The sequence below is a fragment of the Clostridia bacterium genome (genome assembly GCA_036654455.1).
Classification (GTDB): Bacteria; Bacillota; Clostridia; order Christensenellales; family CAG-314; genus JAVVRZ01.
Genome location: JAVVRZ010000001.1, coordinates 26,372 through 51,741, shown reverse-complemented (window position 1 = coordinate 51,741; position 25,370 = coordinate 26,372). Strand labels below are relative to the sequence as shown.

Here is a 25,370-nt window from a genome sequence, read left to right as displayed (position 1 = left end):
TTTTCCTTATCGGTTTATATTTAACCGTTGTAAAATTTGTCGTTGAAGTTCTTCCATTATTTGCCGTTGCGTTTCTTCTAAGTGGTCGTAACCTAGTAGGTGCAGATACCCGTGCAGAGCAAGGAAATTTAACTCTCTTTTGTAACTGTGGGCGTATTCTATGGCTTGTTCTTTACCCCGTTCTCTATTTATAAAAATCTCGCCTATAATAATGTTGCCGGTCTTAAAATTAATGTCGCTTGGATAATCTTCAAAGGTTATTGTTTTAGTTTGTGCGTCAAGTGTTGGAAAAGACAGCACGTCGGTAGTTGAGTTTATCTGTCTAAATTGTTGATTAAGCTCGGCTATTTGTATGCTTGACACAAAGTTAACCGTCATTTCAAGCTTATTTGTTTGTTTTAAATAACTATTTGCAAATTTTATCGTTCTTGTTATTGATAATTTTTCGCAAAGCGTTGCATTAGTAAAAAATATTTTCATATTACATTTTGACGTCGGGATAAGCAATTCTTTTATGCTTAAACCCTAAATAGGTAGTTAAAATTGTAGACTTTACAATTTCAATTTCTTGCATTGATATATCACATTCATTAAACTGTTCAAATTCCATTCTTTCTTGCACAACTTTGTTGACAATCAAACTAGCGTTATTTTTGTCGCCCGACGCTCTAAGCGCAGCTTCGCAAGCATCGCATATCATAAGAATTGCCGATATTTTTGTGCTAGGCTTAGGACCTTCGTAACTGTAACTGTCGTAAGGCAATTCGCCGTCGGTAAGTTTTTTGGCTTTAAGATAAAAGTACTTTATTGGCATTGTGCCGTGATGTTCGAGTATTCCCTGACAGATTTCTTGCGGAAGGTCATATTCTTTTGCCAAAGTATAACCGTACAAAACGTGTTTCTTAATTGCAAGCACGCTTGCTTCCGGCGTAAGCTCGTCGTGAGGATTTACTCCCGATTGGTTTTCAACAAAATATAAGGGATTTTTAAGTTTGCCCACGTCGTGAAAATATGCAACCGCCCTAGCTACAATGGGGTTTGCGCCAATAGCCGATGCGCACGCCTCGACATAGTTGCTTACGGTTAAACTGTGGTTAAATGTACCCGGAGCTTCGGTCAACAACCTCTTTAACAATGGTTGATTAGTTGAAGTAAGCTCATTGAGCTTAAAGTTTGTAACAAGTCCAAATATTTTTTCAAGTAATGGCATAAACAAAAATAGCAACATTATAGTAAAAAATCCGCTTGTAAACGCTGTGCCAACGTTGATAAAAAATTGCTTAGCGACAAATACGACGTTAAACATCAAATAAGTAGTTAGAGCAAACAAAGTCGAACTTATGCCAAGAACTAGACCAATTAGTATGTATTTAGTTCTTATCATATTTGGCGTTGTAGAATAAGCTGACAATATGCTAGAAAATAACCCTGCAAATAAAACAAAATATAAGTCCGCCGAGTTAACCTCGCCAAATAGCAGTAAACTTGCAAAGAAAATTACAACTAAATTTATATTTGCAAAAAATGAAGTACGAGAGTCTATTAATGTAGCTCCAAGCAAGGCGCAAATGGAATATGGTATTAAGTAGTACAAGTTAAGCAGTTCGGCAAATATTTCCATAATCGCATAGCTAAGCACCATAGTTACCGCCAAAGCTCCGCATTTGCGAATTTGCATAAGCACTTTTTTACTTGACATCAACGAGTAATACGCCATACCTAAAAAAGTCATTATTAGCAATCCGGCGTAAGTAATTGACTTTTGCGTTACGTTCTCGCCTTTAAATTGGCTTATATTAAACAACCATACTAATAAGAATATGACAACGTAGGCGGCAAACAATATAGCTAAACTTATCCAGATATTCTTTTGTTTGTTTTTATCAGTCATTCTTTCTTCCTTTCTCTGCCGTTTCATACGCTTTAACTATAAGTTGTACAAGCGGATGGCGGACAACGTCCTTTTCTGTTAAATTTATAATCGCTATTTCGGGTAAATCTCTAAGAATATGCGAAGCGGTCTTTAACCCGCTTGCCTTGCCATCGGGCAAATCTGTTTGGGTTAAGTCGCCGTTAATTACCATTTTGCTATTCTCCCCTAGTCTAGTGAGAAACATTTTAATTTGTTCGTTAGTAGCGTTTTGAGCTTCGTCTAATATTATAAAAGCGTTACTTAACGTACGGCCTCTCATATATGCAAGGGGCGCAATCTCGATTGAACCTTTTTCAATCATTTTACGAAATGTTTCAATTCCTAACATCTCTTGCAAAGCGTCGTACAGCGGACGCAAATAAGGATTAACTTTTTCTTGTAGGTCGCCCGGTAAAAAGCCTAACTTTTCGCCAGCTTCAACCGCCGGACGAGTAAGAATAATTTTATCTACTTGTCTAGAACGAAAAGCGACTACGGCAAGCGCTACGGCTAAGTAAGTCTTGCCTGTCCCCGCAGGGCCTATGGCTATTGTTATAGTTTTTTTATTAATCTCGCTAACGTATTTTTTCTGTCCTACGGTCTTACATTTAATAGGTTTGCCCCTATTGGTAACCGTAACTACGTCGCTAAGCAATTCGACTATATTGTCAAGTTTGCCGTCTTTTGCGCAAGAACAAATATAGTTGACTTGCCCTATATCTAGATTGTCGCCTTGACTTGCAAATATAATTAATTTGTCGATTACTTTGTTAGCTTGGTCAATATTGGTTTGCTCGCCTAAAAAATAATATTCGCCTTCTTGTATGGTTACTTCTATGGAAAACGCCGAACAAATAGCCTGTATATTTTCATCAAATGCGCCAAAAACTTTTATTAAAATATCAAGGCTAGGCGTGTTAATCTTTGCTGTTACTTTCAATAGTGTTATCCTTATTTATTTGTATATTTCCGTAAATATAAGCGGTAACCCCGCTATTATCAATTATGTATTCGGTGTTAATTATTTGATAATCAATTTGACTAACTGCTTGTTCGTAGGCTTTTTTCATAAGTTCGTCTTTGACTTCTTCAAGCGTTACGCTTATAGTTTGGGGAGCAAGCTCGTATATTATTTGTCTTATGACTACTATATTAAAAGGAAACAAACTGTACGTTGTTTCTTCTTGTTTGCTATATGTATATGGATTTTTACGCTTACTAAACGCTATTTTGTCGCCTATTTTTAGATGTGTTCTTGTAAAAAATTTATTAGTTGGGTTGTAGATTATTTGAGTAGGAGAATATTCCGCCTTAGACCAAACAGCAACGTCTGCGTAAACGCTACCTACGGCTCGAATTGGTTCTTGTGTGCCGTCAGCATACGTTCTAAGCCCTTTAATTAGCGTTTGCCCCTTGCTAACCTTGTCGCCCACCTTAACTTGCGCCGTACCGCTTAGCACTACTATACGGGTAATTACGCCACTATGAGTCGCAATTATATCAAAACTTTTGTTAAAATCAGTTGGCTTGTCAAGCGTTGTTTTGTCAACAATTTGCACGCTTAGTCTACTGCCACGCACGCTTACTACGGCGTAAGCGCAATTTAATTTATTGCAAAGAAAATTTTCAAGTTTGTCGATACTAAGGCTAGCAAGATTGCTACCGTATTTAATGCCGTATTCGTTGAGATAATACTTTACTTCTTGCTCTTTACCGTTATATTTAATATGTATGTCTAAACATAAGTTGTTGCATACAAGCATAGACACAATTAACAAAATTAAACAAATGGTTAAGGCTATATGGGACTTAACTTTATACCATAGGTTAACTATGCCTATTTGCTTAATATTTATAATATTATAGCACTTATTCTTCAAATAAGCAACTAACTTTTTACTGTCTTTGTGGGCTACGACAATGTCAAAAACTTTTCTAGTTCGCTTAATTATAGATAATTTGTAACTTCTAGACAGATTATTAACAAGATTTTCAGCATTTAGCCCCTCAACTGTAATAATAGTATTAAACAATGCTCACCTCTATATCTATGCCTTTAATTAAAGCGTAACGCTTAGACAATTCTACGATTACTAACTTTCGTCCAACAACTATAAAAGTTTTATTTTGAGGCAGTTTAAGGGCAATTTTGCTCTCGCATAACTGTTTTAATCCGCAATGCCCCTCGACTTCTACCGCATAGTTGCAAAAAACTTCATATCTAAATTTAGCAATCGACACTATTTCTTGCCCTAAAATATCTTTTAAACAATTATAAAGCGACATTTTCCCCACCTCTTGTATAGTTTATGCTTGTCTGTCATTCCTTTTGCACTTTTACTTATTTTTCAAAAAAAGAAGATGCTTTTTTTAAAATTGTACTTAAAATTAAATAGATAAGGCAAAATTGTAAAAAATAAAAAGTCCGCTTAAAAAAACGGACTTATAGAATAATTGATTAAATTTAATATTAATTGACTTTTGCCGATTAAACTATATGTAGATTAATCTTTTTTGTGGTTCTCGTCGATTAAACGGCGAATGGTGTCAAGCAATTCGGCGTCTTCGCCACTAATACTCTTTTGAGCGCTCTTAAAATCTTCAAGCTCTTTAAGAACTTGCAATTCGTCGCTAGGAATATAATTTGCTTGCGGTTTTGTGTCGGCTACTACGATAGGCTCGTCAACAATTTGTTCGGGTTGTTGCGCAGGAGCTTCAACTTTTTTGGTTTGTTGTTTAGGAGCTTCTTTTAATTCGGGCTGAGCTTCTTCTTGCGGAGCGCTCTTTAAAATGCTGTTGATAGCGTTTATTAAATTTGCAGTCGCCTCGTCTTCTTCAACTTGTTTAGGCGGTTGCTCTTGTTTAACTTCTTTGATTGGCTCTTCGACTATTGGTTTAACTTGCTCAATCGGCTTAACTTCTTTGATTGGCTCTTCAACTATTGGTTTAACTTGCTCAATCGGCTTAACTTCAACGGGTTTTGCCTTAAAAGGAACTTTAACGGCCTTTTTAACCGGCTTAATATGCTCGACAATGCCCATATCTAAGAACATATTGACAAAAGAGCCATTCTCTTCGTCGTTGTTATCAAGGGCAATTATTGATATATTGAAACTTTTTAATTTGCTGTATAACGATATTGAGTCTGCCGGAGCGGCAAGAATTGCTACTGTGTCAATATTGTTGTTTTGCAATACTTCGGCTAAGCAATCGACAATAATACGATTGTCAAATACCTTAGCGCCTCTCTTTTTGATACGCATAACGCTACACATATCGAAACCTCTCGCAAGTACGGAATCAATAATAGCTTTATGTTTCTTGTCCGAAACACCATAGGCTTTGCCGTATAAAATATCGCCTAGCTTATCTAGTTGTGTTAAAGCGTTATTATATTCGGTCTCGCTTATGCCTAGATTATCAACGTCGATAAATAGCGCAATCTTTCTATCTTCTAACATTTGTATTTGCCTCCTCAGTTACATTAATTGTATTTTACAACACTTATGATAATTTGTCTATACTTTTTGAAAAAATTCGCCGCTTCTTTGAAAATAAAAAAGATATTGTTGAGCGTATCCCGACAATTCGCCAAAATAATTTACAAAAAAGTTTGAAATTTGATTGTCTTTATGTCCTTGTTCAAAATATTCGTGATAAACTTTTTTTATCCACACATCGCAAGGAAAAGTGTTTAGGCGGCCCAGTCCAAATAAGAGTATGCAATCTGCAACTTTATTTCCTACGCCTACTAAATTGAGCAATTTTTTTCGGGCAAGTTCGGTTGGCAAAATTTTAAGTTCACGCTCAAATTGGTCGTCAATTAAACGCAAAGTTTTAAATAAATATTCGGCTCTATAACCGCAACCTAACTCCTTAAAATCACTTGCCGTAGCTTTAAGTAGTTGCTTTTGAGTTGGAAAAGCGTAGCCAAATTCGGTGACGCTTCCAAATGCTTTACAAATATTCTCAATAATTTTTTGTATGCGAGAAATATTATTGTTTGCCGAAATAATAAAACTAATAATAGTTTCAAATAAGTCTTGCCTAAGTATTCTTATGCCTCGTCCAAAGTCTACCGCTTTTGCCATAAACATATCTTTGGATAATTTGTTTGTAATTACATTATAATCGGTATCTAGGTCAAAATATTTATAAAAATAGTCGACATCTTTGCAAGAAATTATAGTTTTGCCTTCAATTTCTTCAATAATTGCCGATTTATCAAGCGAATAACAAATGTATCCGCTAGAAATCTTTTTATATCTAAATATTTGTCCGCATTCAAAGATATCTTTGGCGACAAAATTTAGACTGTTAATTATTATTTTATCTTTAAGTATTTGTATCATTTTATTTTTTTATTTAACAAAAAAGGGCTGAACAAACAGCCCAAAAATTGTTAAGTTATTAGTTAGGATAAACGCTAACTTGTTTTTTTGCTTTACCCTTAGGCTCAAATTTAACTACACCGCTTACAAGAGCAAATAAAGTATCGTCTTTGCCTATACCAACGTTGTTGCCGGGGTGAACCTTAGTGCCTCTTTGACGTACGAGAATATTACCGGCGTTGACAAATTGTCCGTCAGCTCTTTTTGCGCCCAGTCTTTGCGCATTACTATCTCTTCCGTTTCTTGAACTACCGCCACCTTTCTTGTGGGCAAACAATTGAAGTATTATAAACATTATTCAATTACCTCCAAATTCATATAATCCGAGTACTCGGTATTAAAGTCTGACAATCCGCAAAGCATAGTTTTAAGGATAATTTGACAGTCGTGCATCTCAGCCTCGTTTAAAGCGTGGTCGGGATTGTTGTCGATTGTAAATTCTAACAAGCCGTCGTCGGCACGTATAGTATAATCTACATTTACGCAGGCTACATTAAGTATGCCCAGTAACGCCGTTTGCACTAATGTCGATATGCCTGCGCAAACAATGTCTTGTCCGCTTTGAGCGTATCCGGTATGACCAACGCATACCACCTTTACAATATTGCCATTTACCTTGTTGATTGTTATATTTGTCATATTATTTGACAGAAATATTAGTTACTTTAAGTTTTGTGTATGGTTGTCTGTGTCCTTGTCTGTGATGAACATTCTTCTTAGCTTTGTAAGTGAAGATGTTAATCTTCTCTCCCTTGCCGTGCTCTACAACTTCTGCGTTTACGGCTACACGATTACAATCAAGACCAATAAGAACTTTGTTGTCATCAACATACATAATTGCAGGTAGTTCGACTACTGACCCAACTTTAACATCTAGTAATTCAGTTGAAAAAATTAAATCTTTGGTAACCTTGTATTGTTTGCCACCTGTTTTTACGATTGCGTACATAATTTTACCTCCCCCTTCCAATCTCGCTAAATTAGGGCGATAACCTTAGTTATACTTATTTGCCCTTTTTATGCGGTCTTGCATAATTTATCATAAAACATCTACTTTGTCAAACAATTTGTATTAAAAAACTCGCTTCGGGCAATAATAATATAGAGAAAGGGAGGAATTGTTAATATGACAAAAAGTAAACAAAACAATAAAGAATACGTGATGCACCCTGAAACTTGTAGAAATTATGAGTTTCTTCCGCACGAGCAAGATAAAGAAAAAAAGGAGAACAAAAATGCAAGAAAACGCTAATCCAAAAGAAAATGAGTCTACTTCAAAAACTGCGTCAAAGAGCAAAAAAGACTGGCAAAATGCGCCTTGCCTAGATAGCGTTAAAAATGTCAACAACATTAAAATTTTATCGGCAGTTTATTCTAACGCTCTTATGGCAAAAGATACTACGGAGTTTATTGTAAAAAAAGTAAGTAATATGGAATTAGCCGACCTTTTGCGTAAGCAAGTCAATAAATACGAAGACTTTGCCCGCAATGCTCAAATTCAAGCAAACACCTTCAACTGCATATTAAAAGACGAACTTAAAGCGGCTAGAAATATGGCGAAGTTTAACCTAAATATGAAATTGATGGCGGATAATTCAATTACAAGCGTAGCAAAAATAATTATTCTAGGCACTACAAACGGCGTTATCGACTTAGGTAGATTGCTCCACCACACTAACGACATAAGCGAAAAAGTCAATTCAATGATTAAAGATTTGCTTGGTTACGAAGAAAGCGTGGTCGAAAGTATGAAATATTACTTGTAAAAACTAAATTAGCTAAAACTTTACCCTTAAAAATATAAGCAAAAATATTTCTTTTGTAAAGGTATACAAAGGAAATATTTTTGCATAAAATTTTTATTAATTTACAATTTAACTAGGTCTTTTTTTATTACTTCTTCAAGCGTTAAGCTGTCGGGCAACAAATATATATTTTGTAATTGAGCAAACCCATACTCAATAAGTTTTTCGCCCTTGCTGTTTACAACTATTACTCTATATAAATAATTGCCTTCAAAACGCTTCTTTATCATATCAAGGGTAACGCAAGGATAAACAATTAGAGTTTTTTCTTCTACGCCTCGTCTAAGTCCTCTATCAATGTTAAATATCGGCAATTTTTCATATATTTGCTTTTTAATGGGAAAGGCTGACATCAACAAAAATATAGCGAATAAACCAAGCGAAAACAAATTTTTATTAAATATTATCCCTACTAAAAATATTACAAACAGTAAAGATGCTACCACAACGCCAAGAACTTTTACTACTTGTAAACTTTTCTTATATCCATATTTTTTTGAAATTAACCCAAGTAAAACTTTTCCGCCGTCAAGCGGAAACACCGGTAGCATATTGCTTGCGCCAATAAATAAGTTAGCGTAAACAAATTCAAGAGTGTAAACGTAAGTTTGAGGGTATAAATACCAAAAAGTTACGCCTATAACAACAAAAACAAAATTGATAAACGGACCGGCTAAGGCGATTATTACCTGAGGCTTGTCAACAGCTTCTTCAAAATCACCATATAGGACTGCTCCAAATGCCGATAATACTATACTATTACACCTATAATAGTATTTTCTTGCCACAAAATAGTGCGCAAGCTCGTGAGCTAGCACACTAATAATGTATCCAAGCAGTATTAAAAATCTACCTAAAAATATCGCTAAGGCAAGCAGTAATACAAAGCTCGGCGTTACTACAAATTTTAAACCTAACTTTCCCAACTAAATGAGTATGTATCGCCAACAACTTCGGTTACGGCTTCGCCATTGTAGATTACGCTTACGCCCGTAGTTTGTTCATATTTGCCGATACAGTCAAACTGTTCAAGTTCTTGCCCTTGTTTAACTACTACTTTGCTTAAATTTGAATATACCATAAGCGTTTTTTCATCTACTTTTATAGTTACAGAATTTGGCTTTACTTCAATAACCTTACCCTTTGCAAGACAAGTTGCAACTTTTCCGCCTTTTAGTATCACCGTGCCATCGGGTAAAACTTTGTCGATTGACGCCGTCGCAGGAAGTTTTACTATATTATCGGGCTTATCAATAGACAGAAAGTCTAAGTCTTGTAGTAAACTTGAAGTATAAGTTAGTCTTGCCGTTTGAAAAACACCGTTTTCGGTCTTTACAAACAACATTCCGGCTAGCGCTACTAGCAAAAAAACTACGGCTACCGCATATTTCACGATGTTTCCCACTTTAATTTTTTTGCGTTTAGGCGGTGGCGAGTATGAGCTTAGCTTTTCCTCTTCTTTAAGATAATTTCTTTGGGTGTATGTAATATCTAACCAGTCGCTTTCAACACAATCGCTAGAAACATTATTTATACCCTCATATTCCATAATAGTATCCTCCTATATTGTCTTGTTACAAAAATACTATATGAAAAATACTAATGAGATATAACAAAATTTAAGTTACAATATTAAAGTTTTTACCTTTTTTAACATCTAATACAATATTGAGTATAAATCCATTACTTTTAAAGACAAGCGAAGTGTCTAGTCCGCTAATCTCAAAGTAATTTTTTACAAATTCCTTTAAATCGGCTTCAAATACTTCTAAACTGTTAGTAAAACAGTTGTCGTTACAAAGAATTTTCTTTGCTCTTGCGTAATCTTTCAAGGTCTTCTCCTATTAAAATCTAATAAATTTTTCTTACTATTGTGTAAGTTGTCGGCTATAATATCAAAAACATTGGTTGTATATGCGCTTAGTTTTGGAACGCTTAATAATAGTTCGTCTAATTCGGGTATAATACCTAGCGGAGTAGCCGAGAGTAAAGAAAAAATTTCAATAGGGCTAAGCATTTTATTCTTTGCGACTAAGTCGGCTCTAACACGATTGACAAGTATGTATTTTTGTCTTATAGCGTAACCGCCAAGTAGTAACAAAACTCGATTGCTATCTTTAATACTAAACAAATGCGGAGTACATATAATAATAGCCTCTTCGCATACCGAAAGCGCACGAGAAAAAGATTGTTCTACCCCCGCCGGACAATCAAGCAAAACATAATTAGCAAAAGTTGAAATATTGTCAATTAATTCTTTTAAATCGGCAAGACTAATGTTGCTTTCATATCCCTTTGCAAGACAAGGTAAAAAATATAGCGAAGGCTCAATTTTATCTTGAATTAAAGCCTGTTTTACACGACATCTATGATTAATGCAATCTATTATATCGAATAATATCGGTTCTTCGCCAACCATCAACAAATCAAGGTTGGCTAGACTTGTATCCATATCGACGATAACTACCCTATTGCCTAGTTTTGCAAGACTACGAGCAAGATTTGCGGTGATTGTTGTTTTACCAACTCCGCCTTTTCCACTTGTCAAAGCAATAACTCTCATATACACCTAAACCAAAAATATTTTGTTTGTATTATATACCCAACAAAACAACATTGATTAGATTAACAAAATTAGACAAATATCGCATAAAAAACCTTCTATAAATTATATTTTATAGAAGGTAAATTTTGCTTATTAAATTAAATAAAATATTACAACTTGTCAATATGTTCTAACATTATTCTTGCGCTAGAAATATTTGTAGCAAGCGGAATTGATTTGACGTCGCAAAGTCTAAGCAAAGCGGTTACGTCTGGTTCGTGAGGTTGAGCCGTTAAAGGGTCTCTTAAAAAAATTACAAAATCAAGCAAACTATCGGCAACCATACTACCTATTTGTTGGTCGCCTCCAAGCGGTCCGCTTTTCATACGTACAACTTCTAGACCGGTTTGCTCGATTATAAGCTTACCCGTAGTACCCGTTGCGTATAAAGTGTGCTTTTTAAGCGTTTGCAAATACTCTTTTGCAAGATTAATCATATCTTCTTTCTTTTTGTCGTGGGCAATCAACGCTATTTTCATATTACCTATTACCTCTAATTATCATTTCAGCGCCTCTAATAACGCTGTCATCGGCTGAAAATGGTATGCGAACATTCATATTAAGGGCTTGATAGAAGTGTTTATCTATGCCGGTAAGAGAACTTAATCCACCGCAAAGAAAAAGCCCCTCTCTTTTAATGCCAGTGGCTATCGCAAGCGGTAGGGTCGCCATTAAACTGTTAACTACTTGTATGTATTTGTCCATAGTGTCAACTAACATATTGTACATCTCTCTTGACGATAAGTTAATTTGTTCGCTAACTCCTTTAAGGATATTTATCCCTTCGACAGTTAGCATAGAATTGTCGTTAGGATACAAACTTGCGCATTGACACTTAAATTGTTCGGCTTCGTCAAGCGTAATCTTTACGCTGTATTTGTCCACTATAAAGTCGACAATTTTTTGGTCGATATTTTTCCCGCCATAGGATAATGTGCAACCGTTGACTAATTTATCATTTTCAACAGTAGAAATATCGGCTATATCTTGCCCAATGTTACAAATTATGCCGTAGTTTATGCCAAATTCTCTAAAAATATATTTTGCGTCCGCAAGTGGCGCAAGCAAAAACTTAACCTGTTTAACGCCTAAGGAAATTAAAACGCCCTCTATATTTGATTTATCTTTGCTATTAAGTCCGCAAGGCGCAACGCAATTTGCAACTATTCTTGAAAACGTCGTAGTGTTAAGTAACTTTGCCAAAAAATTTTGTAGCATAAATTTTGCGCTAACATTATCTACTATTATTCCATCTATAATAGGCGTAATAAGCGAAAGGCTTGATAAACTATTGTTCGCCATCTTTTGAGCAAGAGCTCCTGAATATTTTACTTGCTTACTGACGTTATCTACGGCTACTAAGTTTAAATCTTTGACAATATAACCGTTCTTTAAACTAAGTCCACGTAAAAATTTACCGCCTAAGTCAATTATAATATTATTACTCATTTATTTTCCTCCTGTAAACTTGATAATAGTAAGCTTAAACTTTCTTTGGGTAGCCCTAGAACATTAGAGTAACTGCCTGTAATTTGTTTGACAAAACCGCTGTCTTGTATTCCATAAGCCCCAGCCTTATCAAAAGGCGAAGACGTCGCTATATAGTCTTCGATTTGTTTGTCAGTAAGCTTGTAAAAAGTAACTTTCGAACACTCGGCGTAGACATTTTCTCGGTCATTGCAAATAACGCATATCCCCGTAAACACATTGTGGGTTTGATTAGATAGAGCCTGTAACATTTCTTTGGCTTGATTTATGCTATGGGGTTTGCCAAAAATTTCCCCGTTTATTTCGACCAGAGTATCCGCTCCAATTACAATCGCATTTTTGTTAAGCTCATAAGTCGCCCTTGCTTTAATAGTCGCAAGTTCTACGACAACTTCTTGCGGAATTGTCTTGTGACTAATCTCTACTACATTTTTGCTTTGCACGGTAAAATTAGTTACAATTTCTTTAAGAATTTCTTTTCTTCTAGGCGAAGTGGAAGCTAAAATAATTTCTTTCATATTTATATTATAATTGAAAAAGAACAAAAAGTAAAGCCCCTTAAATAAAAGGGGCTTAAAAATCTAAAATTGATTGTTTTGTCTTTCATTTGTGTTTAAGGTCTACGCAAATTTGCTTAAATTCGCATCTAAAAGCTACTAAAATATTATTTAAATGCTATTTATAATATTTCTAAGTTCTTTTTGAATACTTTCTTAAATTCTATCGCCATCTTGGTAGCTTCTTTAATTTCAATACTAGCGTCGCCCTCTATCTCGGTCTTCATTATGACGCTATCGCCTAAAACGTCACAATTTATTTCGGTTACTGCGTTAGATAAAGACGAGTCAAAAGCTACTGCAAGTTGAAGAATTACCGCAAGTTTCTTTGCCGCATCAAAATCTTCGGGAGTTAATATAGAACTAAAACGTTGCCAGTCGCTACTTGCGTTGTCTTCTTTGGTGTAAATATCACAAATATACGCCGCTAAGGCAATATCTTGGTGAGGAACGCCATATAAATTAGATTTAAGTATCATATACGCCGTATGTTTAGCGTAATCGTAAAATTTAATTGCTCTGCCTGCCTCGTAAAGCATACTAGCTACTCTTAAAACTCTTACATAATAACGTGGAAATTTGTGTAACACTCTTAGTTGTTTAAATAACTGTACGCAAAGGTTAAAGGTTTGTTCGGCGTGAGTATTGTTTAAATTCCATTGTCTAATCTTAGAGTGCAAACTGTAACCGACTATATCTACGATAGGTTTGTCTAGCGTGCTAGGGCAAGCGTAATTAAACATAATACCGTCTCTAATGCCACAACTGCAACAAGCGATTTGGTCAAAGTTGCATATCTTCATTAAAGATTTAAGCGCCGCCATAGCGCAAGGGAAAACGTCGGCTCTTGATTGCCCAAGCCCTTTTATTTTGCTTGCTTTTTCTAGGTCGAATGGTCTAATCATATTGTAAATATATTCAAAATCCGGGTAATCGATATGATAGTTATGCACCATTTCTAGCGGATAACGTTTAATCTTACGAGCAATTCTTGCAAGCGACCTAATCGAACCGCCAACGCCAATAAGCTTATATTCGGGCTCTAAATTTTTGAGCCAATCTATATTATTTAGTTGTTCGCTAACGTAATCTTCAATCTTGTCACACGACTCTTCGGGCGTAGAATTAGAGTTAAAAAACATATCTCTAAGCGTTACTGCGCCAAAGTTAAGTACCATTTTTTGAACAACGGTACGTCTATTGTATTGAATTAGTTTTATGCTACCGCCACCGATCTCAAAAATAACGCCTTTTGGTATTTCTATGCTATTGACTACGCCGTGATAGTCGTGCATAGCCTCTTCTTCTTCGCTTAATACTTTAAATTTAACGCCTGTTGCCGAAAAAACATCGTTTAAAAAGGCTTTTTGGTTCTTTGCGCAACGAACTGCCGCCGTAGCGATAGCTATGGTTTTATCGACCTTATATGCTAAACAAATCTTTTTGAAGGACTTAATTATTGCGATTGCCTGCAAAATTCTTGTTTGTTTAAGGTTACCTTCTTTCTCAATTTCCCCAAGTTTAGCTTTTTCTTGCGCTTCGTTTACTACGGCAAAATAACCGCCGTCGTAAACGTCATAAATAGTAAGTCTTGTGGTATTTGAGCCTAAATCGATTAATGCTATTCTTTCCATTATTATGTAAAATCCTCTCTACCGTATTTAAAAATGCTTAAAATTTGCCCATGTTGCAAACTTGCCCCATATTATTTCAATTTTAACACACAAAAACAGTAATGTACATACCTTTTGAAAAAAAACCTTGTTTATTTTTACTTATTTTTTGCTATTCTCTAACTAATTTGATAACTTTGCGAGGACAAACGTTAATACACTTTTTACAAGCCACGCATTTGCTGTAATCTATGATAGGAACGTTATTCTCTATATGAATAGCTCCCGACGGACAATTCTTTTGACATAGTCCGCAAGAAATACAGCCAGCCGTACAAACGCTAGCTACGTCTTTGCCTCTATTTTGATTTGCGCACTTGACATAGACTACTGCCGAACGTGGAATACGCTTGATAATCTTTTTTGGACACTCGTTAATACACGCCCCACAACCTATACATAGGTCGGGGTTAACGTGGGCTACTCCGTTTTTTATTTCAATAGCGTCTTCGGGGCATACTTCAACGCAAGAACCGCTACCTAAACACCCCGATTGACAAGCCTTTCTACCATTTGCAAGTAACTGAGCGCTTATGCAATCGCCATACCCTTGATATTCGTATTTGTCTTGACAGTTAATTCCCCCTCCGCAAGTCACTATCGCCATAGTGTCTTCTTCGCCCGAAAAAGCAACGCCGAGTAAATTAGATATTTCTATTTTATTTTCTTTGCTTGTGGCTTTACAATCATTTATATTGACCTTGCCTTCGACTAAGGCCTTGGCAAATTCTTCGCAACCTGCAAAACCGCACGAACCGCAATTTGCGCCTGACAGCTTGCTTTTAACTTCTTCTACCTTAGAGTCGCCTTTAATTTCAAAGAACTTGCTGACTATTACTATAACTACGCCCATCAATAAGGCTATGCCTACCATTATCCCAACGCTTATTAAAACTTTAACCCAATCTATTGTCACAAATAAAAAATTCATATCTTCTCCTACGCCACAAACTTAAATACATAAAATGCCATAGCCATAAAACAAGCCGTTATCATTGAGATAGAAAAACCTTTAAAGTTTTTGTTGATGGGCAATCTATCTAATTTTTCTCTTAGTCCGGCAAGAATTAATATAGCCAAAGTAAAGCCAAGCCCGCTAAACAAGCCGTTTAAACAAGCCGTAAATACGTTTGTAACTAAATCGCTAATTAAGTTGAGTTCGGCAACGCCTAAAATACAACAGTTTGTGGTAATTAATGGTAAATAAACACCCATAGATTTATATAACGTGGGCGACATTTTACGCAAAACCATCTCAATAATCTGTACGATTGCCGCAATTACAAAAATAAATACAATTATCTCTAAATATTCGATATTTAAAGGCGTAAGGACATATCTAAATAACGGATAAGTAATTAAAGAAGTTATTACCATAACAAAGGTGACGGCTATGCCCATACCTAGCGCAGTATCTACTTTTTTTGACATTCCTAAAAAAGGACAAATACCTAAAAATTGTACGGTAATATAATTGTGGATAAATAAGCCTGCGATTAATATTTCTATCATAACTCTACCTCCACATTATCGTAAGCCTGCCTTGCAAGTTTAAGCTTTGTGTTACGCTCAATTTTTGAGTAGACAAAATTAAATAACGCTATAAGCAAACCATAGGTTAAGAAAGCTCCTGCCGGCGTAACAAAAAATTCAATGCCAAAATTCCAAAGTTTTATTCCAAAGAAACTGCCAGAGCCAATCAATTCTCTAACAATTCCAATAAACGTAAGCGCAAGCATATAACCTAGTCCCATAAACAATCCGTCAAGCGCCGATGCGCCAACGCTATTATGCGACGCATAGGCTTCGGCTCGGGCAAGAATGACACAGTTGACGACAATTAAAGGAATATAAATACCCATAGCCTCATAAATGCTATTTACTACGGCAGATTTACTTGCAAAGTATACTAAAACCATCTTAACTACGGTTACAAACGTCGCAATAATTAAGACAAATACGGGTATTCTTACCTTGCTAGGTATGACGTTTCTAAGTAGCGAGATAAAGGTATTGCTACAAATTAATACAAAAGTAACCGATAAACCCATACCTAAACCATTGATTGCTTTGTCCGAAAGAGCAAGTATAGAACATAGCCCGAGAAGTAATTTAAATCCCGGATTTTGTCTAACTAAGCCATTTAAAGCAAGTTCCTTAATTTTCATTATTTCACCCCCGCCGCTATCTTAGCGCAATAATATTCCGCCGCTACAATAAAACAATTTCTAGCCGCAAGCGGAGAACTTGTAACGCCGGCTTGTATTATATCGGTAGAATTGTTAAATACTGTCGGGCTTGTAATGGTTTTGCCTATCATATTATTGAGCAGAGTTTTGTCAAAAGCATAACCGCCTGTGCTACCATCGTATTTTAGGTAAACGCCGACTATGTTGTTACTTGTCATATCAATAACAATTAGAATAACAAAGCTCTCGGTTTTGCCAGACTTCTTGCCTTCGATATATAGTCCCATAACTTTACCTTCGCTTGTTGTTCCCTCTGCGCAAGCTATAACTTTGCCAGCCGTTGTTTTTATATTTTTATCAACTTCGATAGGAACATATTCGGCCTTATATGCAACTTCAAATAAAGACATATCCGGCGGAACATACAATAAATCATTTAAAACTGCAAGTAACCCCACGCAAATAAAGGCTACAAGAGTAATTACAATTATTGCTTTTACCGATTGATTTACTTGCGTCTTCATTTTGCTACCTCCTTTCTACTTCCAAAAGGTTTAGGCACAATAAATTTATCAATTAGCGGAACAATTAAATTGCCTAGCAAGATTGCAAAAGAAACGGTTTCTATTGTGGTTACAACACGTAACGTAGCCGTAATTACGCCTAAAAAGATAAAGTAAACATAATTGCCTATGCGAGTATTGGGCGTAGTTACATAGTCATTTGCCATAAAAATTGCGCCTAACATTAGTCCGCCCGAAAGTATTGAGGGCAAAAACCAAAGAATATTAAAACCTTTTAGAGCGACTGTCATAAGACCGGTAACTACAATGTATACAAGAGGCCATCTAAAATTAATAATCCCACGTAATACTAAATAAATACCGCCGATAATAAGCGCAAGTCTACACGTTTCGCCGATTACGCCTTGAACTCCGCTACCTAGTAGCAAATCCCAAAAACTTAAATTCATATTAAATATGCCTTGACTGCCGGCAGGATTGTTGAGCAAAACAGTAAGTGGAGTTGCTCCGCTTACGATATCTACGCTACCTGCAAGACTAGTGATGTTAGGCAACGGATAATAGTTCATTTGTTTTGCAAATGACATAATAACCATAATTCTACCTGCAATAGCAGGGTTGACTAAATTTCGTCCCGTTCCGCCAAACAACATTTTGACAATGACTATTGCAAATACGCTAGCTATTACTGGAATATACCAACTGCTAGTAAACACCATAGCCGGCATATTAAGCCCTATAAGTAAGCCTGTAACAAGGCTAGTAAAGTCAAATTCGCTTAAAATTTGTTTAAAAGGAACTCTTTGACACAGTCTAAACACTAATTCGCTTACAAGACTGCTTACAATAGAGGTAAGTATTATTAAAATAGCGTTTATTCCAAAGAATACGCAACCCATAACCGTAGCGGGCAAAAGAGCTATACAAACTTCTATCATAATTTGTTTGGTATTTTTTGGCGACCTTATATGAGGCGACCCACCGTAAATTAGTTTTTCCACTATTTCTTTGCCTCCCTTACTCTTTTTTTGGTAAGTCTTGCACTCTGCACTATCCAACGTTTAGCAGGACAAACGTAAGAACAACAACCACATTCTATGCAATCTAATGCGCCAAACTTAACCGCATTTGCAGTATCGTTTGCAAGAGTATAGAAGTCTATATACATTGGCATAAGATTCATTGGACAAGCGTCTGCGCAACGACCGCAGTTTAAACAAGGCGTAGGCTCTAACAAACTAATTTGTTTCTTGGTCAAGGCTAGTAGCCCAGACTCTGCCTTAGTAGTGTATCCGGACAAATCTTCAAGCGGTAAGCCCATAAGAGGTCCGCCTGAAATAAGTCTAATCGCATCTTCGGTAAGCCCGCCACAAAAGTCAAATATATCCTTATGGCTTGCGCCGTTACTTACCCATAAATTTTTAGGATTGGTAACGCCTTCGCCCGAGACGGTAATAATTCGCTTGTACAAAGGGTTGCCATTAATGCAAGCGTCATAAACAGCGTAAGCCGTAGCAACGTTGTCAACCACAACGCCAACGTCCATAGGCAGTCCGCCTTTATTCGGCACACGCCTACCCGTAAGCGAATAAATAAGAACTTTTTCTGCGCCTTGCGGATAAATTGTCCTTAATTGTTTTACGTTATATTTGCAATCTTTAAGCATTTCATACGCCACTTGCTTATTGCTTTCAATACCGATAATAACATTGTCAACCTGCAAAGCGGTTGCTATTAATTCTATGCCTTGCAACACTTCTTGCGTATTTTCTTGAAGTAGTCTGTTATCGCAATTTAAGTATGGCTCGCATTCGGCGGCATTTATAATAAGCGTGTCAACCGGTTTGTTTGGGTTTAATTTAACCGCAGTTGGAAAGCCTGCGCCACCTAGTCCAACTATGCCGGCTTCTTCAATTCGAGTAAGTATGCTAGATTTATCAAAGGTGGTAAGTGGCGGAAGTTTAACTACGTCGTTAGTATCGTCTGTGGCTATGTGGATATAAGTAACTATGTTACCGCTAATGTTTTTCTTGTTTATTATCTCTTTTACCACGCCCGAAACAGAAGAAAAAATATTCGCCGAAACTTTACCTATTTTTTCGCCTATTAATTGCCCCTGTGAAACTTGCTGACCTACTTCGACAATAGGTTTTGCGCTTGCCCCAATATGTTGCGACATAGCTATAAAATAGTCGCTTTGTTTTGCAAGAGTTTGCGTTGATACATCTTGCGTAAGCGACTTTTTATCTGCTGGGTGCGCGCCCTTATGAAAATTAAATACCTTGCTTTTCAAATTAGCCCTCCTAGTAAAATCATACAGTAATGCTACCACAATTTAATACAAATGTAAATATCAACCGTGATTTTATTTTGACTATTTATAAATAAATTTTAGCGAATATTTCAATAAATTCTATATTATTTTAAAATGGTAATTTAATAGTCATTTAGTTAACGTTTTTGGCTACTTTAATAAATTCGGCAACGCCAAAAACTAACAAAAATATTCCGTAACATATTCTTAGCAATTTTTCGGGAGCTAAATTTGCAAGCAAAGCTCCTAATACTCCGGCTATTATCGAAGGTATTATTAAATATTCGATTCGCTCTAATTTAATAAGACCGCATTGAGAATGAATGCCAAGCGATACTAGCGCCATAGGAATAAAACTTGTCAAACTAACCGATTGTATAACTCGTTGATTGATATCTAAAAAACTGAGCAAGGGAATTAATAGCGTACCACCGCCCATACCCATACCGCCAAGTAACCCCGATAAAAACCCAAAAAAAATATATAAAATAATCATTTTTACCACTCAAACAACATCTTTAAACCCGAAATGACAAGCAAAACCGCAAAAATATATCTAACGGCGGAATTTGACATTTTATTTAACAGTAAAGCGCCTACAATACCGCCTAACGTTACGCCAATAGTCACAAATAGAGTGACCGAAAAGTTAAAATTATTAGTAAAAATATAAGTAATCGCCGAAAATATCGTAACTGGAAGCACTACAAGCAAAGCCGTTGCGTGAGCTTGCTTGATATCTTGTTTCATAACAAGCATTAGTCCAAAGACGGCAAGCGCTCCCGCCCCTCCGCCTAAAAAACCGTTTATTAAACCTACGCCTATGCCAAAAGCAATTAGGGCAAAACTTTTTCTATCATTTAACAACTTTTTTCTCCGCAAAATTACTACTCAAAATTATTGACAAAATTAAGAATTTTATAGCAAGAAAGGCATAAAAATACATAAAAATTGTCTCTAACTAACTGTTAGAGGCAAAAGACTAAATTATAAGCTTAGATATCTAAATTGATGTTAAACCTTTAAAAAAAATTCCGCAAGAGCTATACTTTAAAAAATAAATAAAACACCGCCATAATTACGCTAATAAAGTTGTTGCTTTCTTTGTCGACTACGTTAAAAGGATATTCTACTAAGTTATTGTTATCTACATAGTTGCGATTAAAAAATAATGGAGCGTCTACACGAGCTTTGCCGATAAGACTTTTGGGAATACCTAGTTTGTTTCCATAATAATCAAGTTGACTAGAATATTGAACGCCTAAATCAATAATTGCGTCCGCTCCTTCAAATGCGCTTTGAGCAGAATTTAAAACAATTATATTAGATTTTTGAGTAAATTCGGTGTCATTTGTAGGCAAATAGGCAAAAAAGTTGGTATCAAAAAGTTTAAAAGCGTAAGAAAGTTCGGCAATAAAACTTAAATCTGCGTAACCTAACGTTATTACGTTGAGATTGCCTATGCGGTCACATTTGTCGGCGATTGTAGTGAGAATTGACAGCGCTTTAATCGGGTTAGTAAATTTAGTACCCATATTGAGTAATTGACAAGAACACGACGAGGCGACTTGCTCGATTATGGCGTAATTATCGTGACTTAATCCAAGTAAACTTACTCCGCTTGCGCAAACTTGTTGAGCTTCTTGACAAAAGTCACCCGTACTCGTTGTAACAACGGTGTCACCGCCTAAGTAATTATAGGCAAGTTGATAGGCTGTATTTAAAAGATTATGTTTTTGCGTAAGTTGAGCAAAATATCTGCCCGATAAATATGGAAGTTTTTTGTTTTTACTATTTAAGGTACGACGCATTTGACCGGCAATTTCTACTACCTGTTTAATTTGCATTCTATCAAGTTGGGTTAGACTAAAAAAATTCTTCATTGTCTACTCTCCTTCCTTAAAATATTCAAAACCCTCTCAAAATATGTTGGTAGAGGCGAAGCAAAACTTAGTCTTTGCTTAGTTATCGGGTGGGTAAACTCTATGTAACAAGAGTGAAGCAACTGCCCCGCAAGGCTAAACCGCTGATTTTTAAAGCCATAAGTTTTGTCGCCAACAATCGGGTGACCTAAAAATTTGGTATGCACTCTTATTTGGTGCGTGCGTCCCGTTCTTAGTTGAAACTTAACAAGAGTGTTTTTGTCAAATCTTTCAAGCACGGTGTAATCGGTAATCGCTTGCCTGCCGTTAATGTCAATCGCCATTTTTTTCCTGTCTGTTTGGCTACGACCTATTGGTTTGTCAACCGTACCGCTATCGTCCTTAATCACGCCTTCGACTATGGCTTGGTATATTCTTATGCATTGTTTGGTTTGTATTTGTTTTGCTAGGTCGACGTGAGCTTTGTCGCACTTAGCGACTAGCATTAATCCGCTAGTATCTTTATCTAATCTATGAACTATTCCCGGACGCATAACGCCGTTAATACCGCTTAAATCGTCAAAGTTAAATAATAGAGCGTTTACCAAAGTATTAGACTTATTGCTAATTGTTGGGTGAACGGTAAGCCCTTGTTGCTTGTTTATAACCGCTAAATATTCGTCTTGAAAAATAACCTCTATTGGTATATCTTGTTTGAGTAAACCTAGCTCTTGCGGTTCGGGTTCGGCATAGACAACACAATCGCCCTCTTTAACGCTCTTACTTGACTTGTCTACGGTCAAACCATTAACCGTAACTAATCCTTCGGCAATTATTTTCGCCGTCCTAGAACGGCTATAAGAAAGTAAATTTGCTAACGCAACATCAATACGTTGACCGTTATTTTCATTATTTATTATTATTTTCATCTAATTTAGCCTTGTGTTTTTTGAAGAAATTGGCAAATAAGCAATCGTCGTCAAAGAAAAACAACGCAAGCACAACGCAAATTACACCGCAAACAAGTAACATATCAGCAACGTTAAAAACCGGAAACCAACTGCCGACAGAAATAAAATCTCTTACTCCGCCTGTGTAAAAAATTTCTTTGGAACGAAAGAGTCTATCAATAGCGTTGCCTAACGTACCACTAATTGCGCCACAAAAACCTATAATACCTATAAGGCTCTTCTTTCGAGCTAAATAAAGCATTACCGCAAAAAATGGTATACCTAAAATAGTTAGAATAAAGAAAATAATGTTTTTATGCTCCCAGTTAGAAAATATGCTCCACGCTCCGCCAAAATTCTCGACAAAGGTAAAGCCAACTTTGCCAAAAAAGTAGATAGGCAAACTACCCTTTAAATAAAGGCTATGAAAAATATATTTAGTTATTTGGTCTATTAAAATGCCAACTACTATTATAGAAATAGTAAGTATGATTAGCCTTGTTTTTGATAGTTTGTTCATTGTGTTATACTTTCCCCCTTAAAGGCAAAGATAAATTTACCTAAAATTAAATTATATTGCCAAAATACTTGTTAAATAAATGATTACTATATGGCGACTGATACTATTTGTTATAATTTCTTTCGCCAAATATAGCTCGACCTATGCGTACCATAGTAGAACCGCATTCTATTGCTTGGACATAGTCGTCGCTCATACCCATAGAAAGTACGGTAAAATCAGCTTTATGAAGTCTTGCCCTAATCGAGTTAAATAAACTAGCCATATCAAGATAAAGTTGACGAGAAGCGCCTATTGGCATAACAGTCATAAGTCCAACTAAGTTGACATTAGCAAGTTGTAAGACATAGTTAATCAATTCGTCAAGCTGTTCTAATAAAATTCCGCTCTTTTGCTCTTCTTCGCCGATATTGACTTCAATTAGTATTGGCATAATTTTGTCTATACGCTTGCTTTGCTTATCTATTTCGCTAGCAAGACGAATACTATCAACCGATTGAATTAAATCGACTTTATCTATAATATATTTGACTTTATTTGTTTGTAAACTGCCTATAAATTGCCACTTAACGTCGACTTTGCCAAATTTATCAAGCAACTCTTGCGCACGATTCTCGCCGAATGTATTAAAACCATAGCTAGACAAACTAGAAATTGTTGAAACTGTTTGCATCTTAGTCGCAGGTATTATTGTGATTGCCCTACCTTGACTAGCTATCCTTACATTATTAAGTAACTTGTCAATCTCATCTTTCATAATTTATATTTTATCACATTAAGTTGTTTAAGTCAATAAATAAAATATTTATAAAATTAAGAAGACTACCGATAATTTATAGTAAAAATGTACGGCAAAACCAAACAAAAAAGTGGCGATATAAATATTTTCGCCACTTTTAAGCAGTGTTTTAAAAAACTAAAATAAATTTTAAAATTTAACATAACAGGTCAGGTTAATTACCAATTAGCTTTGTTTTGCCTTTAATAAATCTCGTATTTCGACTAATAAATCATAGGTTTGTTGGGGCTTTGCGGGTATATTTTCTTCTAGCGTTATCGGCTCGGTTTGAGTAACTTCTACTAATTCGGCTTGGTCTTGCTCCTTTTTAACTTCGTCTAAGAGCTGGTCTTTTACTTGTTCTTTTGCTGTTTCGACTAATTCGGCTTTTGCTTCCTCTACTAACTCGGCTTTTGCAATTTCTTCAATTTCGTGATTAGTATTTTTTTCTTCTTTAATTAAGGTTACAACTTTTTCGTTGACTTTAACGCCAATTTCTTTTGCTTTAACTAATAACCGTAAGGCAAGGAAGATAAAGAACGAAATAATCAAAAAGTCAATTACCATTTGCAAAAAATGTCCATAGAGTATGGCGACTTCGGCTTTTTCAGCCGTTGCGGCTATTAACACCCACTTTAAATCGGCAACCGAAGCCCTACCGATTAAAGCGCCTACAAGGGGCATTATTATATCGCTAACCAAACTAGATACAATTTTTCCAAAAGCTCCGCCGACAACTACGGCTACGGCTAAGTCGACTATGTTGCCCTTTGTTATAAATTTCTTAAAGTCATTAAAGAAACCTTTAATTTTTGAAGGCTTGTTTACCTTTTCTTTTTTCTCCTTGTGAGGTTTTTGACTTTTAACTGTTTTTTCTTCCATTAAATTTTCTCTCCTTAATAATAATTATTTGTTATATTACATTTTATAAACTAAAAACCTAATCTTTTTTTGTCGAGGCTACACTAACTTTTAAAGCAATTCTATTTTTAAGTAACATCAATAAATAGGCTAGCCCTATTACTATAATTACAAGTATAATTATCCAGTAAAATACACCTAACTTTCCATCGCCTATTTTGAACCAACCGTTAGTGACGTAATCAAGGAAAAAGTATGGCACGATAGCGCCATTTCCAAAGTCTATGCCAGAAACTGAACAAATAAGTATAAACGGTAAATATATTAGCGGTAAAATTACCCCTTGCAAAAAGGAAAATTTCTTAGATATGTAAACGTGGTCAAAAACTAAAAAATCTACAAGAGCTAGTATTGGCACTAAGTTGTGACAGCATAAGTTTGCCGGTCTTATTAGATAATCTGCCATTCCGGCGTTTATTAGCGAGGGCATAAGCAAACAAGTAAAAACCAAAAAGGTAAGGGTGATAGCTACCGTGCAAACAAACTTTATGGCTCTAAGCCAGTTAGGAATAGCTACTGCCCTATGAAAAAAAATTCTTAATATTTCAAAAATTAAAAAAACCAAACAAATTGCCATAATAAAAATGTTGCTTTGAATGGTAAAATAGAATAATTTGGAAGTTGACATAAATTGGTCGCTAATACTTGGCGAACAAATGCCGACAAAGCCTAAAATAATGACGGCTAATTTTAAAAATATTGATAAAAAATTTAATCGACTTTTCATACGTCTCCTTAGTAAAATGTTGTTTGTAATATTTTAACATACAACTAGGATATTTTCAATACATTGCGCTTGATAGAAAAATAAACATAGATAAACTATGTTTATTAGTAAAAATATAATTAAATTAGTCGCTACTTGCTTAGAATTGTCGATT

General features: G+C 35.7%; 34 protein-coding genes. 2 read left to right on the top strand and 32 right to left on the bottom strand.

The genetic code is table 11. The features are described 5' to 3' along the window. Positions 1 to 6: 6 nt before the first annotated feature. The 10 genes from ybeY to rplU all read right to left on the bottom strand — a co-directional run bounded on the left by ybeY (position 7) and on the right by rplU (position 7,252). Positions 7 to 480: an rRNA maturation RNase YbeY gene (gene ybeY, locus RR062_00280; protein MEG2026164.1), complete on the bottom strand. Its 474-nt coding sequence runs from the start codon at positions 478 to 480 to the stop codon at positions 7 to 9. Between the two features lies 1 nt (position 481). Further along, positions 482 to 1,891 (bottom strand): HDIG domain-containing protein, encoded by a 1,410-nt coding sequence (locus tag RR062_00275; protein MEG2026163.1) that lies wholly within the window; start codon positions 1,889 to 1,891, stop codon positions 482 to 484. Next, a complete protein-coding gene (locus RR062_00270) occupies positions 1,884 to 2,852 on the bottom strand; it encodes a PhoH family protein (GenBank protein MEG2026162.1) in 969 nt (322 codons plus the stop codon). Before RR062_00270 ends, RR062_00275 begins: the two co-directional genes overlap by 8 nt. Continuing rightward, complete coding sequence (locus RR062_00265) at positions 2,830 to 3,945, bottom strand: sporulation protein YqfD (protein ID MEG2026161.1); 1,116 nt, start codon at positions 3,943 to 3,945, stop codon at positions 2,830 to 2,832. The genes RR062_00270 and RR062_00265 overlap by 23 nt, the downstream gene beginning before the upstream one ends. Then, positions 3,938 to 4,198: a hypothetical protein gene (locus tag RR062_00260; GenBank protein ID MEG2026160.1), complete on the bottom strand. Its 261-nt coding sequence runs from the start codon at positions 4,196 to 4,198 to the stop codon at positions 3,938 to 3,940. Before RR062_00260 ends, RR062_00265 begins: the two co-directional genes overlap by 8 nt. Positions 4,199 to 4,416: 218 nt before the next feature. Continuing rightward, positions 4,417 to 5,373: an NYN domain-containing protein gene (locus RR062_00255; protein ID MEG2026159.1), complete on the bottom strand. Its 957-nt coding sequence runs from the start codon at positions 5,371 to 5,373 to the stop codon at positions 4,417 to 4,419. A 57-nt stretch (positions 5,374 to 5,430) separates the two neighbouring features. After that, a complete protein-coding gene (locus RR062_00250) occupies positions 5,431 to 6,264 on the bottom strand; it encodes a DNA glycosylase (GenBank protein MEG2026158.1) in 834 nt (277 codons plus the stop codon). Between the two features lie 58 nt (positions 6,265 to 6,322). Next, on the bottom strand, positions 6,323 to 6,601 hold the full coding sequence (gene rpmA, locus RR062_00245) for a 50S ribosomal protein L27 (GenBank protein MEG2026157.1): 279 nt from the start codon (positions 6,599 to 6,601) through the stop codon (positions 6,323 to 6,325). After that, positions 6,598 to 6,942: a ribosomal-processing cysteine protease Prp gene (locus RR062_00240; GenBank protein ID MEG2026156.1), complete on the bottom strand. Its 345-nt coding sequence runs from the start codon at positions 6,940 to 6,942 to the stop codon at positions 6,598 to 6,600. Before RR062_00240 ends, rpmA begins: the two co-directional genes overlap by 4 nt. Before the next feature lies 1 nt (position 6,943). Further along, positions 6,944 to 7,252: a 50S ribosomal protein L21 gene (gene rplU / locus RR062_00235; GenBank protein ID MEG2026155.1), complete on the bottom strand. Its 309-nt coding sequence runs from the start codon at positions 7,250 to 7,252 to the stop codon at positions 6,944 to 6,946. 177 nt (positions 7,253 to 7,429) lie between these two features. Between rplU and RR062_00230 the strand changes: the two genes are divergently transcribed. Beyond that, entirely contained in the window at positions 7,430 to 7,555 is a 126-nt protein-coding gene (locus tag RR062_00230) for a hypothetical protein (protein ID MEG2026154.1), read from the top strand. Further along, entirely contained in the window at positions 7,539 to 8,069 is a 531-nt protein-coding gene (locus RR062_00225; protein ID MEG2026153.1) for a hypothetical protein, read from the top strand. The genes RR062_00230 and RR062_00225 overlap by 17 nt, the downstream gene beginning before the upstream one ends. Positions 8,070 to 8,170: 101 nt before the next feature. Here RR062_00225 and RR062_00220 read toward each other — a convergent pair whose 3' ends face one another. The 22 genes from RR062_00220 to RR062_00115 all read right to left on the bottom strand — a co-directional run bounded on the left by RR062_00220 (position 8,171) and on the right by RR062_00115 (position 25,216). Next, positions 8,171 to 9,034, bottom strand: coding sequence for a site-2 protease family protein (locus RR062_00220; protein MEG2026152.1), 864 nt, complete (start codon positions 9,032 to 9,034; stop codon positions 8,171 to 8,173). Then, positions 9,022 to 9,657, bottom strand: a complete 636-nt coding sequence (locus tag RR062_00215; protein MEG2026151.1) for a hypothetical protein — start codon at positions 9,655 to 9,657, stop codon at positions 9,022 to 9,024. The genes RR062_00220 and RR062_00215 overlap by 13 nt, the downstream gene beginning before the upstream one ends. Before the next feature lie 70 nt (positions 9,658 to 9,727). Beyond that, positions 9,728 to 9,940, bottom strand: coding sequence for a hypothetical protein (locus RR062_00210; GenBank protein MEG2026150.1), 213 nt, complete (start codon positions 9,938 to 9,940; stop codon positions 9,728 to 9,730). Then, positions 9,937 to 10,671: an AAA family ATPase gene (locus RR062_00205; GenBank protein ID MEG2026149.1), complete on the bottom strand. Its 735-nt coding sequence runs from the start codon at positions 10,669 to 10,671 to the stop codon at positions 9,937 to 9,939. The genes RR062_00210 and RR062_00205 overlap by 4 nt, the downstream gene beginning before the upstream one ends. A 152-nt stretch (positions 10,672 to 10,823) precedes the next feature. Then, on the bottom strand, positions 10,824 to 11,192 hold the full coding sequence (locus tag RR062_00200) for a methylglyoxal synthase (GenBank protein MEG2026148.1): 369 nt from the start codon (positions 11,190 to 11,192) through the stop codon (positions 10,824 to 10,826). Between the two features lies 1 nt (position 11,193). Then, positions 11,194 to 12,162, bottom strand: a complete 969-nt coding sequence (locus tag RR062_00195) for a rod shape-determining protein (GenBank protein MEG2026147.1) — start codon at positions 12,160 to 12,162, stop codon at positions 11,194 to 11,196. Continuing rightward, on the bottom strand, positions 12,159 to 12,719 hold the full coding sequence (locus tag RR062_00190) for a Maf family protein (GenBank protein MEG2026146.1): 561 nt from the start codon (positions 12,717 to 12,719) through the stop codon (positions 12,159 to 12,161). The genes RR062_00195 and RR062_00190 overlap by 4 nt, the downstream gene beginning before the upstream one ends. Positions 12,720 to 12,880: 161 nt before the next feature. After that, positions 12,881 to 14,392, bottom strand: coding sequence for a Ppx/GppA phosphatase family protein (locus tag RR062_00185; GenBank protein ID MEG2026145.1), 1,512 nt, complete (start codon positions 14,390 to 14,392; stop codon positions 12,881 to 12,883). Between the two features lie 151 nt (positions 14,393 to 14,543). After that, the gene (locus RR062_00180; protein MEG2026144.1) at positions 14,544 to 15,362 is read right to left on the bottom strand and encodes an RnfABCDGE type electron transport complex subunit B; all 819 of its coding nucleotides are present in this window, start codon (positions 15,360 to 15,362) and stop codon (positions 14,544 to 14,546) included. A gap of 8 nt (positions 15,363 to 15,370) precedes the next feature. Then, positions 15,371 to 15,943 carry an Rnf-Nqr domain containing protein gene (locus tag RR062_00175; protein MEG2026143.1) on the bottom strand — a complete coding sequence of 191 codons (573 nt, stop codon included), beginning with the start codon at positions 15,941 to 15,943 and terminating at the stop codon, positions 15,371 to 15,373. Beyond that, positions 15,940 to 16,599 (bottom strand): electron transport complex subunit E, encoded by a 660-nt coding sequence (locus RR062_00170; protein MEG2026142.1) that lies wholly within the window; start codon positions 16,597 to 16,599, stop codon positions 15,940 to 15,942. The genes RR062_00175 and RR062_00170 overlap by 4 nt, the downstream gene beginning before the upstream one ends. Continuing rightward, on the bottom strand, positions 16,599 to 17,144 hold the full coding sequence (locus RR062_00165) for a hypothetical protein (GenBank protein ID MEG2026141.1): 546 nt from the start codon (positions 17,142 to 17,144) through the stop codon (positions 16,599 to 16,601). The genes RR062_00170 and RR062_00165 overlap by 1 nt, the downstream gene beginning before the upstream one ends. Continuing rightward, on the bottom strand, positions 17,141 to 18,145 hold the full coding sequence (locus tag RR062_00160) for an RnfABCDGE type electron transport complex subunit D (protein ID MEG2026140.1): 1,005 nt from the start codon (positions 18,143 to 18,145) through the stop codon (positions 17,141 to 17,143). The genes RR062_00165 and RR062_00160 overlap by 4 nt, the downstream gene beginning before the upstream one ends. Beyond that, complete coding sequence (rsxC, locus tag RR062_00155; protein ID MEG2026139.1) at positions 18,145 to 19,437, bottom strand: electron transport complex subunit RsxC; 1,293 nt, start codon at positions 19,435 to 19,437, stop codon at positions 18,145 to 18,147. The genes RR062_00160 and rsxC overlap by 1 nt, the downstream gene beginning before the upstream one ends. Positions 19,438 to 19,591: 154 nt before the next feature. Then, positions 19,592 to 19,954, bottom strand: coding sequence for a TSUP family transporter (locus tag RR062_00150; protein ID MEG2026138.1), 363 nt, complete (start codon positions 19,952 to 19,954; stop codon positions 19,592 to 19,594). A gap of 2 nt (positions 19,955 to 19,956) precedes the next feature. Continuing rightward, positions 19,957 to 20,325 (bottom strand): sulfite exporter TauE/SafE family protein, encoded by a 369-nt coding sequence (locus tag RR062_00145; protein MEG2026137.1) that lies wholly within the window; start codon positions 20,323 to 20,325, stop codon positions 19,957 to 19,959. Positions 20,326 to 20,501: 176 nt separating this feature from the next. Beyond that, on the bottom strand, positions 20,502 to 21,341 hold the full coding sequence (locus RR062_00140) for a hypothetical protein (GenBank protein MEG2026136.1): 840 nt from the start codon (positions 21,339 to 21,341) through the stop codon (positions 20,502 to 20,504). Then, entirely contained in the window at positions 21,338 to 22,249 is a 912-nt protein-coding gene (locus RR062_00135) for an RluA family pseudouridine synthase (GenBank protein ID MEG2026135.1), read from the bottom strand. Before RR062_00135 ends, RR062_00140 begins: the two co-directional genes overlap by 4 nt. Further along, the gene (locus RR062_00130; protein MEG2026134.1) at positions 22,230 to 22,790 is read right to left on the bottom strand and encodes a signal peptidase II; all 561 of its coding nucleotides are present in this window, start codon (positions 22,788 to 22,790) and stop codon (positions 22,230 to 22,232) included. Before RR062_00130 ends, RR062_00135 begins: the two co-directional genes overlap by 20 nt. Before the next feature lie 103 nt (positions 22,791 to 22,893). Further along, entirely contained in the window at positions 22,894 to 23,547 is a 654-nt protein-coding gene (locus RR062_00125; protein ID MEG2026133.1) for a YggS family pyridoxal phosphate-dependent enzyme, read from the bottom strand. A 207-nt stretch (positions 23,548 to 23,754) separates the two neighbouring features. Next, positions 23,755 to 24,450: a large conductance mechanosensitive channel protein MscL gene (gene mscL / locus RR062_00120; protein ID MEG2026132.1), complete on the bottom strand. Its 696-nt coding sequence runs from the start codon at positions 24,448 to 24,450 to the stop codon at positions 23,755 to 23,757. Between the two features lie 58 nt (positions 24,451 to 24,508). Then, positions 24,509 to 25,216, bottom strand: coding sequence for a hypothetical protein (locus RR062_00115; GenBank protein ID MEG2026131.1), 708 nt, complete (start codon positions 25,214 to 25,216; stop codon positions 24,509 to 24,511). Between the last annotated feature and the right edge of the window lie 154 nt (positions 25,217 to 25,370).

What these genes read in the sequence shown, in the direction of transcription:
- RR062_00180 (MEG2026144.1), bottom strand. Translation starts at nt 15,362, where the DNA reads ATGAATTTTTTATTTGTGACAATAGATTGGGTTAAAGTTTTAATAAGC.
- RR062_00170 (MEG2026142.1), bottom strand. Translation starts at nt 16,599, where the DNA reads ATGAAAATTAAGGAACTTGCTTTAAATGGCTTAGTTAGACAAAATCCG.
- RR062_00205 (MEG2026149.1), bottom strand. Translation starts at nt 10,671, where the DNA reads ATGAGAGTTATTGCTTTGACAAGTGGAAAAGGCGGAGTTGGTAAAACA.
- RR062_00195 (MEG2026147.1), bottom strand. Translation starts at nt 12,162, where the DNA reads ATGAGTAATAATATTATAATTGACTTAGGCGGTAAATTTTTACGTGGA.
- RR062_00255 (MEG2026159.1), bottom strand. Translation starts at nt 5,373, where the DNA reads ATGTTAGAAGATAGAAAGATTGCGCTATTTATCGACGTTGATAATCTA.
- RR062_00215 (MEG2026151.1), bottom strand. Translation starts at nt 9,657, where the DNA reads ATGGAATATGAGGGTATAAATAATGTTTCTAGCGATTGTGTTGAAAGC.
- RR062_00275 (MEG2026163.1), bottom strand. Translation starts at nt 1,891, where the DNA reads ATGACTGATAAAAACAAACAAAAGAATATCTGGATAAGTTTAGCTATA.
- rplU (MEG2026155.1), bottom strand. Translation starts at nt 7,252, where the DNA reads ATGTACGCAATCGTAAAAACAGGTGGCAAACAATACAAGGTTACCAAA.
- RR062_00140 (MEG2026136.1), bottom strand. Translation starts at nt 21,341, where the DNA reads ATGAAGAATTTTTTTAGTCTAACCCAACTTGATAGAATGCAAATTAAA.
- RR062_00115 (MEG2026131.1), bottom strand. Translation starts at nt 25,216, where the DNA reads ATGAAAAGTCGATTAAATTTTTTATCAATATTTTTAAAATTAGCCGTC.
- RR062_00130 (MEG2026134.1), bottom strand. Translation starts at nt 22,790, where the DNA reads ATGAACAAACTATCAAAAACAAGGCTAATCATACTTACTATTTCTATA.
- RR062_00185 (MEG2026145.1), bottom strand. Translation starts at nt 14,392, where the DNA reads ATGGAAAGAATAGCATTAATCGATTTAGGCTCAAATACCACAAGACTT.
- RR062_00230 (MEG2026154.1), top strand. Translation starts at nt 7,430, where the DNA reads ATGACAAAAAGTAAACAAAACAATAAAGAATACGTGATGCACCCTGAA.
- RR062_00150 (MEG2026138.1), bottom strand. Translation starts at nt 19,954, where the DNA reads ATGATTATTTTATATATTTTTTTTGGGTTTTTATCGGGGTTACTTGGC.
- RR062_00125 (MEG2026133.1), bottom strand. Translation starts at nt 23,547, where the DNA reads ATGAAAGATGAGATTGACAAGTTACTTAATAATGTAAGGATAGCTAGT.
- RR062_00175 (MEG2026143.1), bottom strand. Translation starts at nt 15,943, where the DNA reads ATGATAGAAATATTAATCGCAGGCTTATTTATCCACAATTATATTACC.
- RR062_00135 (MEG2026135.1), bottom strand. Translation starts at nt 22,249, where the DNA reads ATGAAAATAATAATAAATAATGAAAATAACGGTCAACGTATTGATGTT.
- ybeY (MEG2026164.1), bottom strand. Translation starts at nt 480, where the DNA reads ATGAAAATATTTTTTACTAATGCAACGCTTTGCGAAAAATTATCAATA.
- RR062_00200 (MEG2026148.1), bottom strand. Translation starts at nt 11,192, where the DNA reads ATGAAAATAGCGTTGATTGCCCACGACAAAAAGAAAGAAGATATGATT.
- RR062_00165 (MEG2026141.1), bottom strand. Translation starts at nt 17,144, where the DNA reads ATGAAGACGCAAGTAAATCAATCGGTAAAAGCAATAATTGTAATTACT.
- RR062_00225 (MEG2026153.1), top strand. Translation starts at nt 7,539, where the DNA reads ATGCAAGAAAACGCTAATCCAAAAGAAAATGAGTCTACTTCAAAAACT.
- RR062_00260 (MEG2026160.1), bottom strand. Translation starts at nt 4,198, where the DNA reads ATGTCGCTTTATAATTGTTTAAAAGATATTTTAGGGCAAGAAATAGTG.
- RR062_00190 (MEG2026146.1), bottom strand. Translation starts at nt 12,719, where the DNA reads ATGAAAGAAATTATTTTAGCTTCCACTTCGCCTAGAAGAAAAGAAATT.
- mscL (MEG2026132.1), bottom strand. Translation starts at nt 24,450, where the DNA reads ATGGAAGAAAAAACAGTTAAAAGTCAAAAACCTCACAAGGAGAAAAAA.
- RR062_00240 (MEG2026156.1), bottom strand. Translation starts at nt 6,942, where the DNA reads ATGACAAATATAACAATCAACAAGGTAAATGGCAATATTGTAAAGGTG.
- RR062_00250 (MEG2026158.1), bottom strand. Translation starts at nt 6,264, where the DNA reads ATGATACAAATACTTAAAGATAAAATAATAATTAACAGTCTAAATTTT.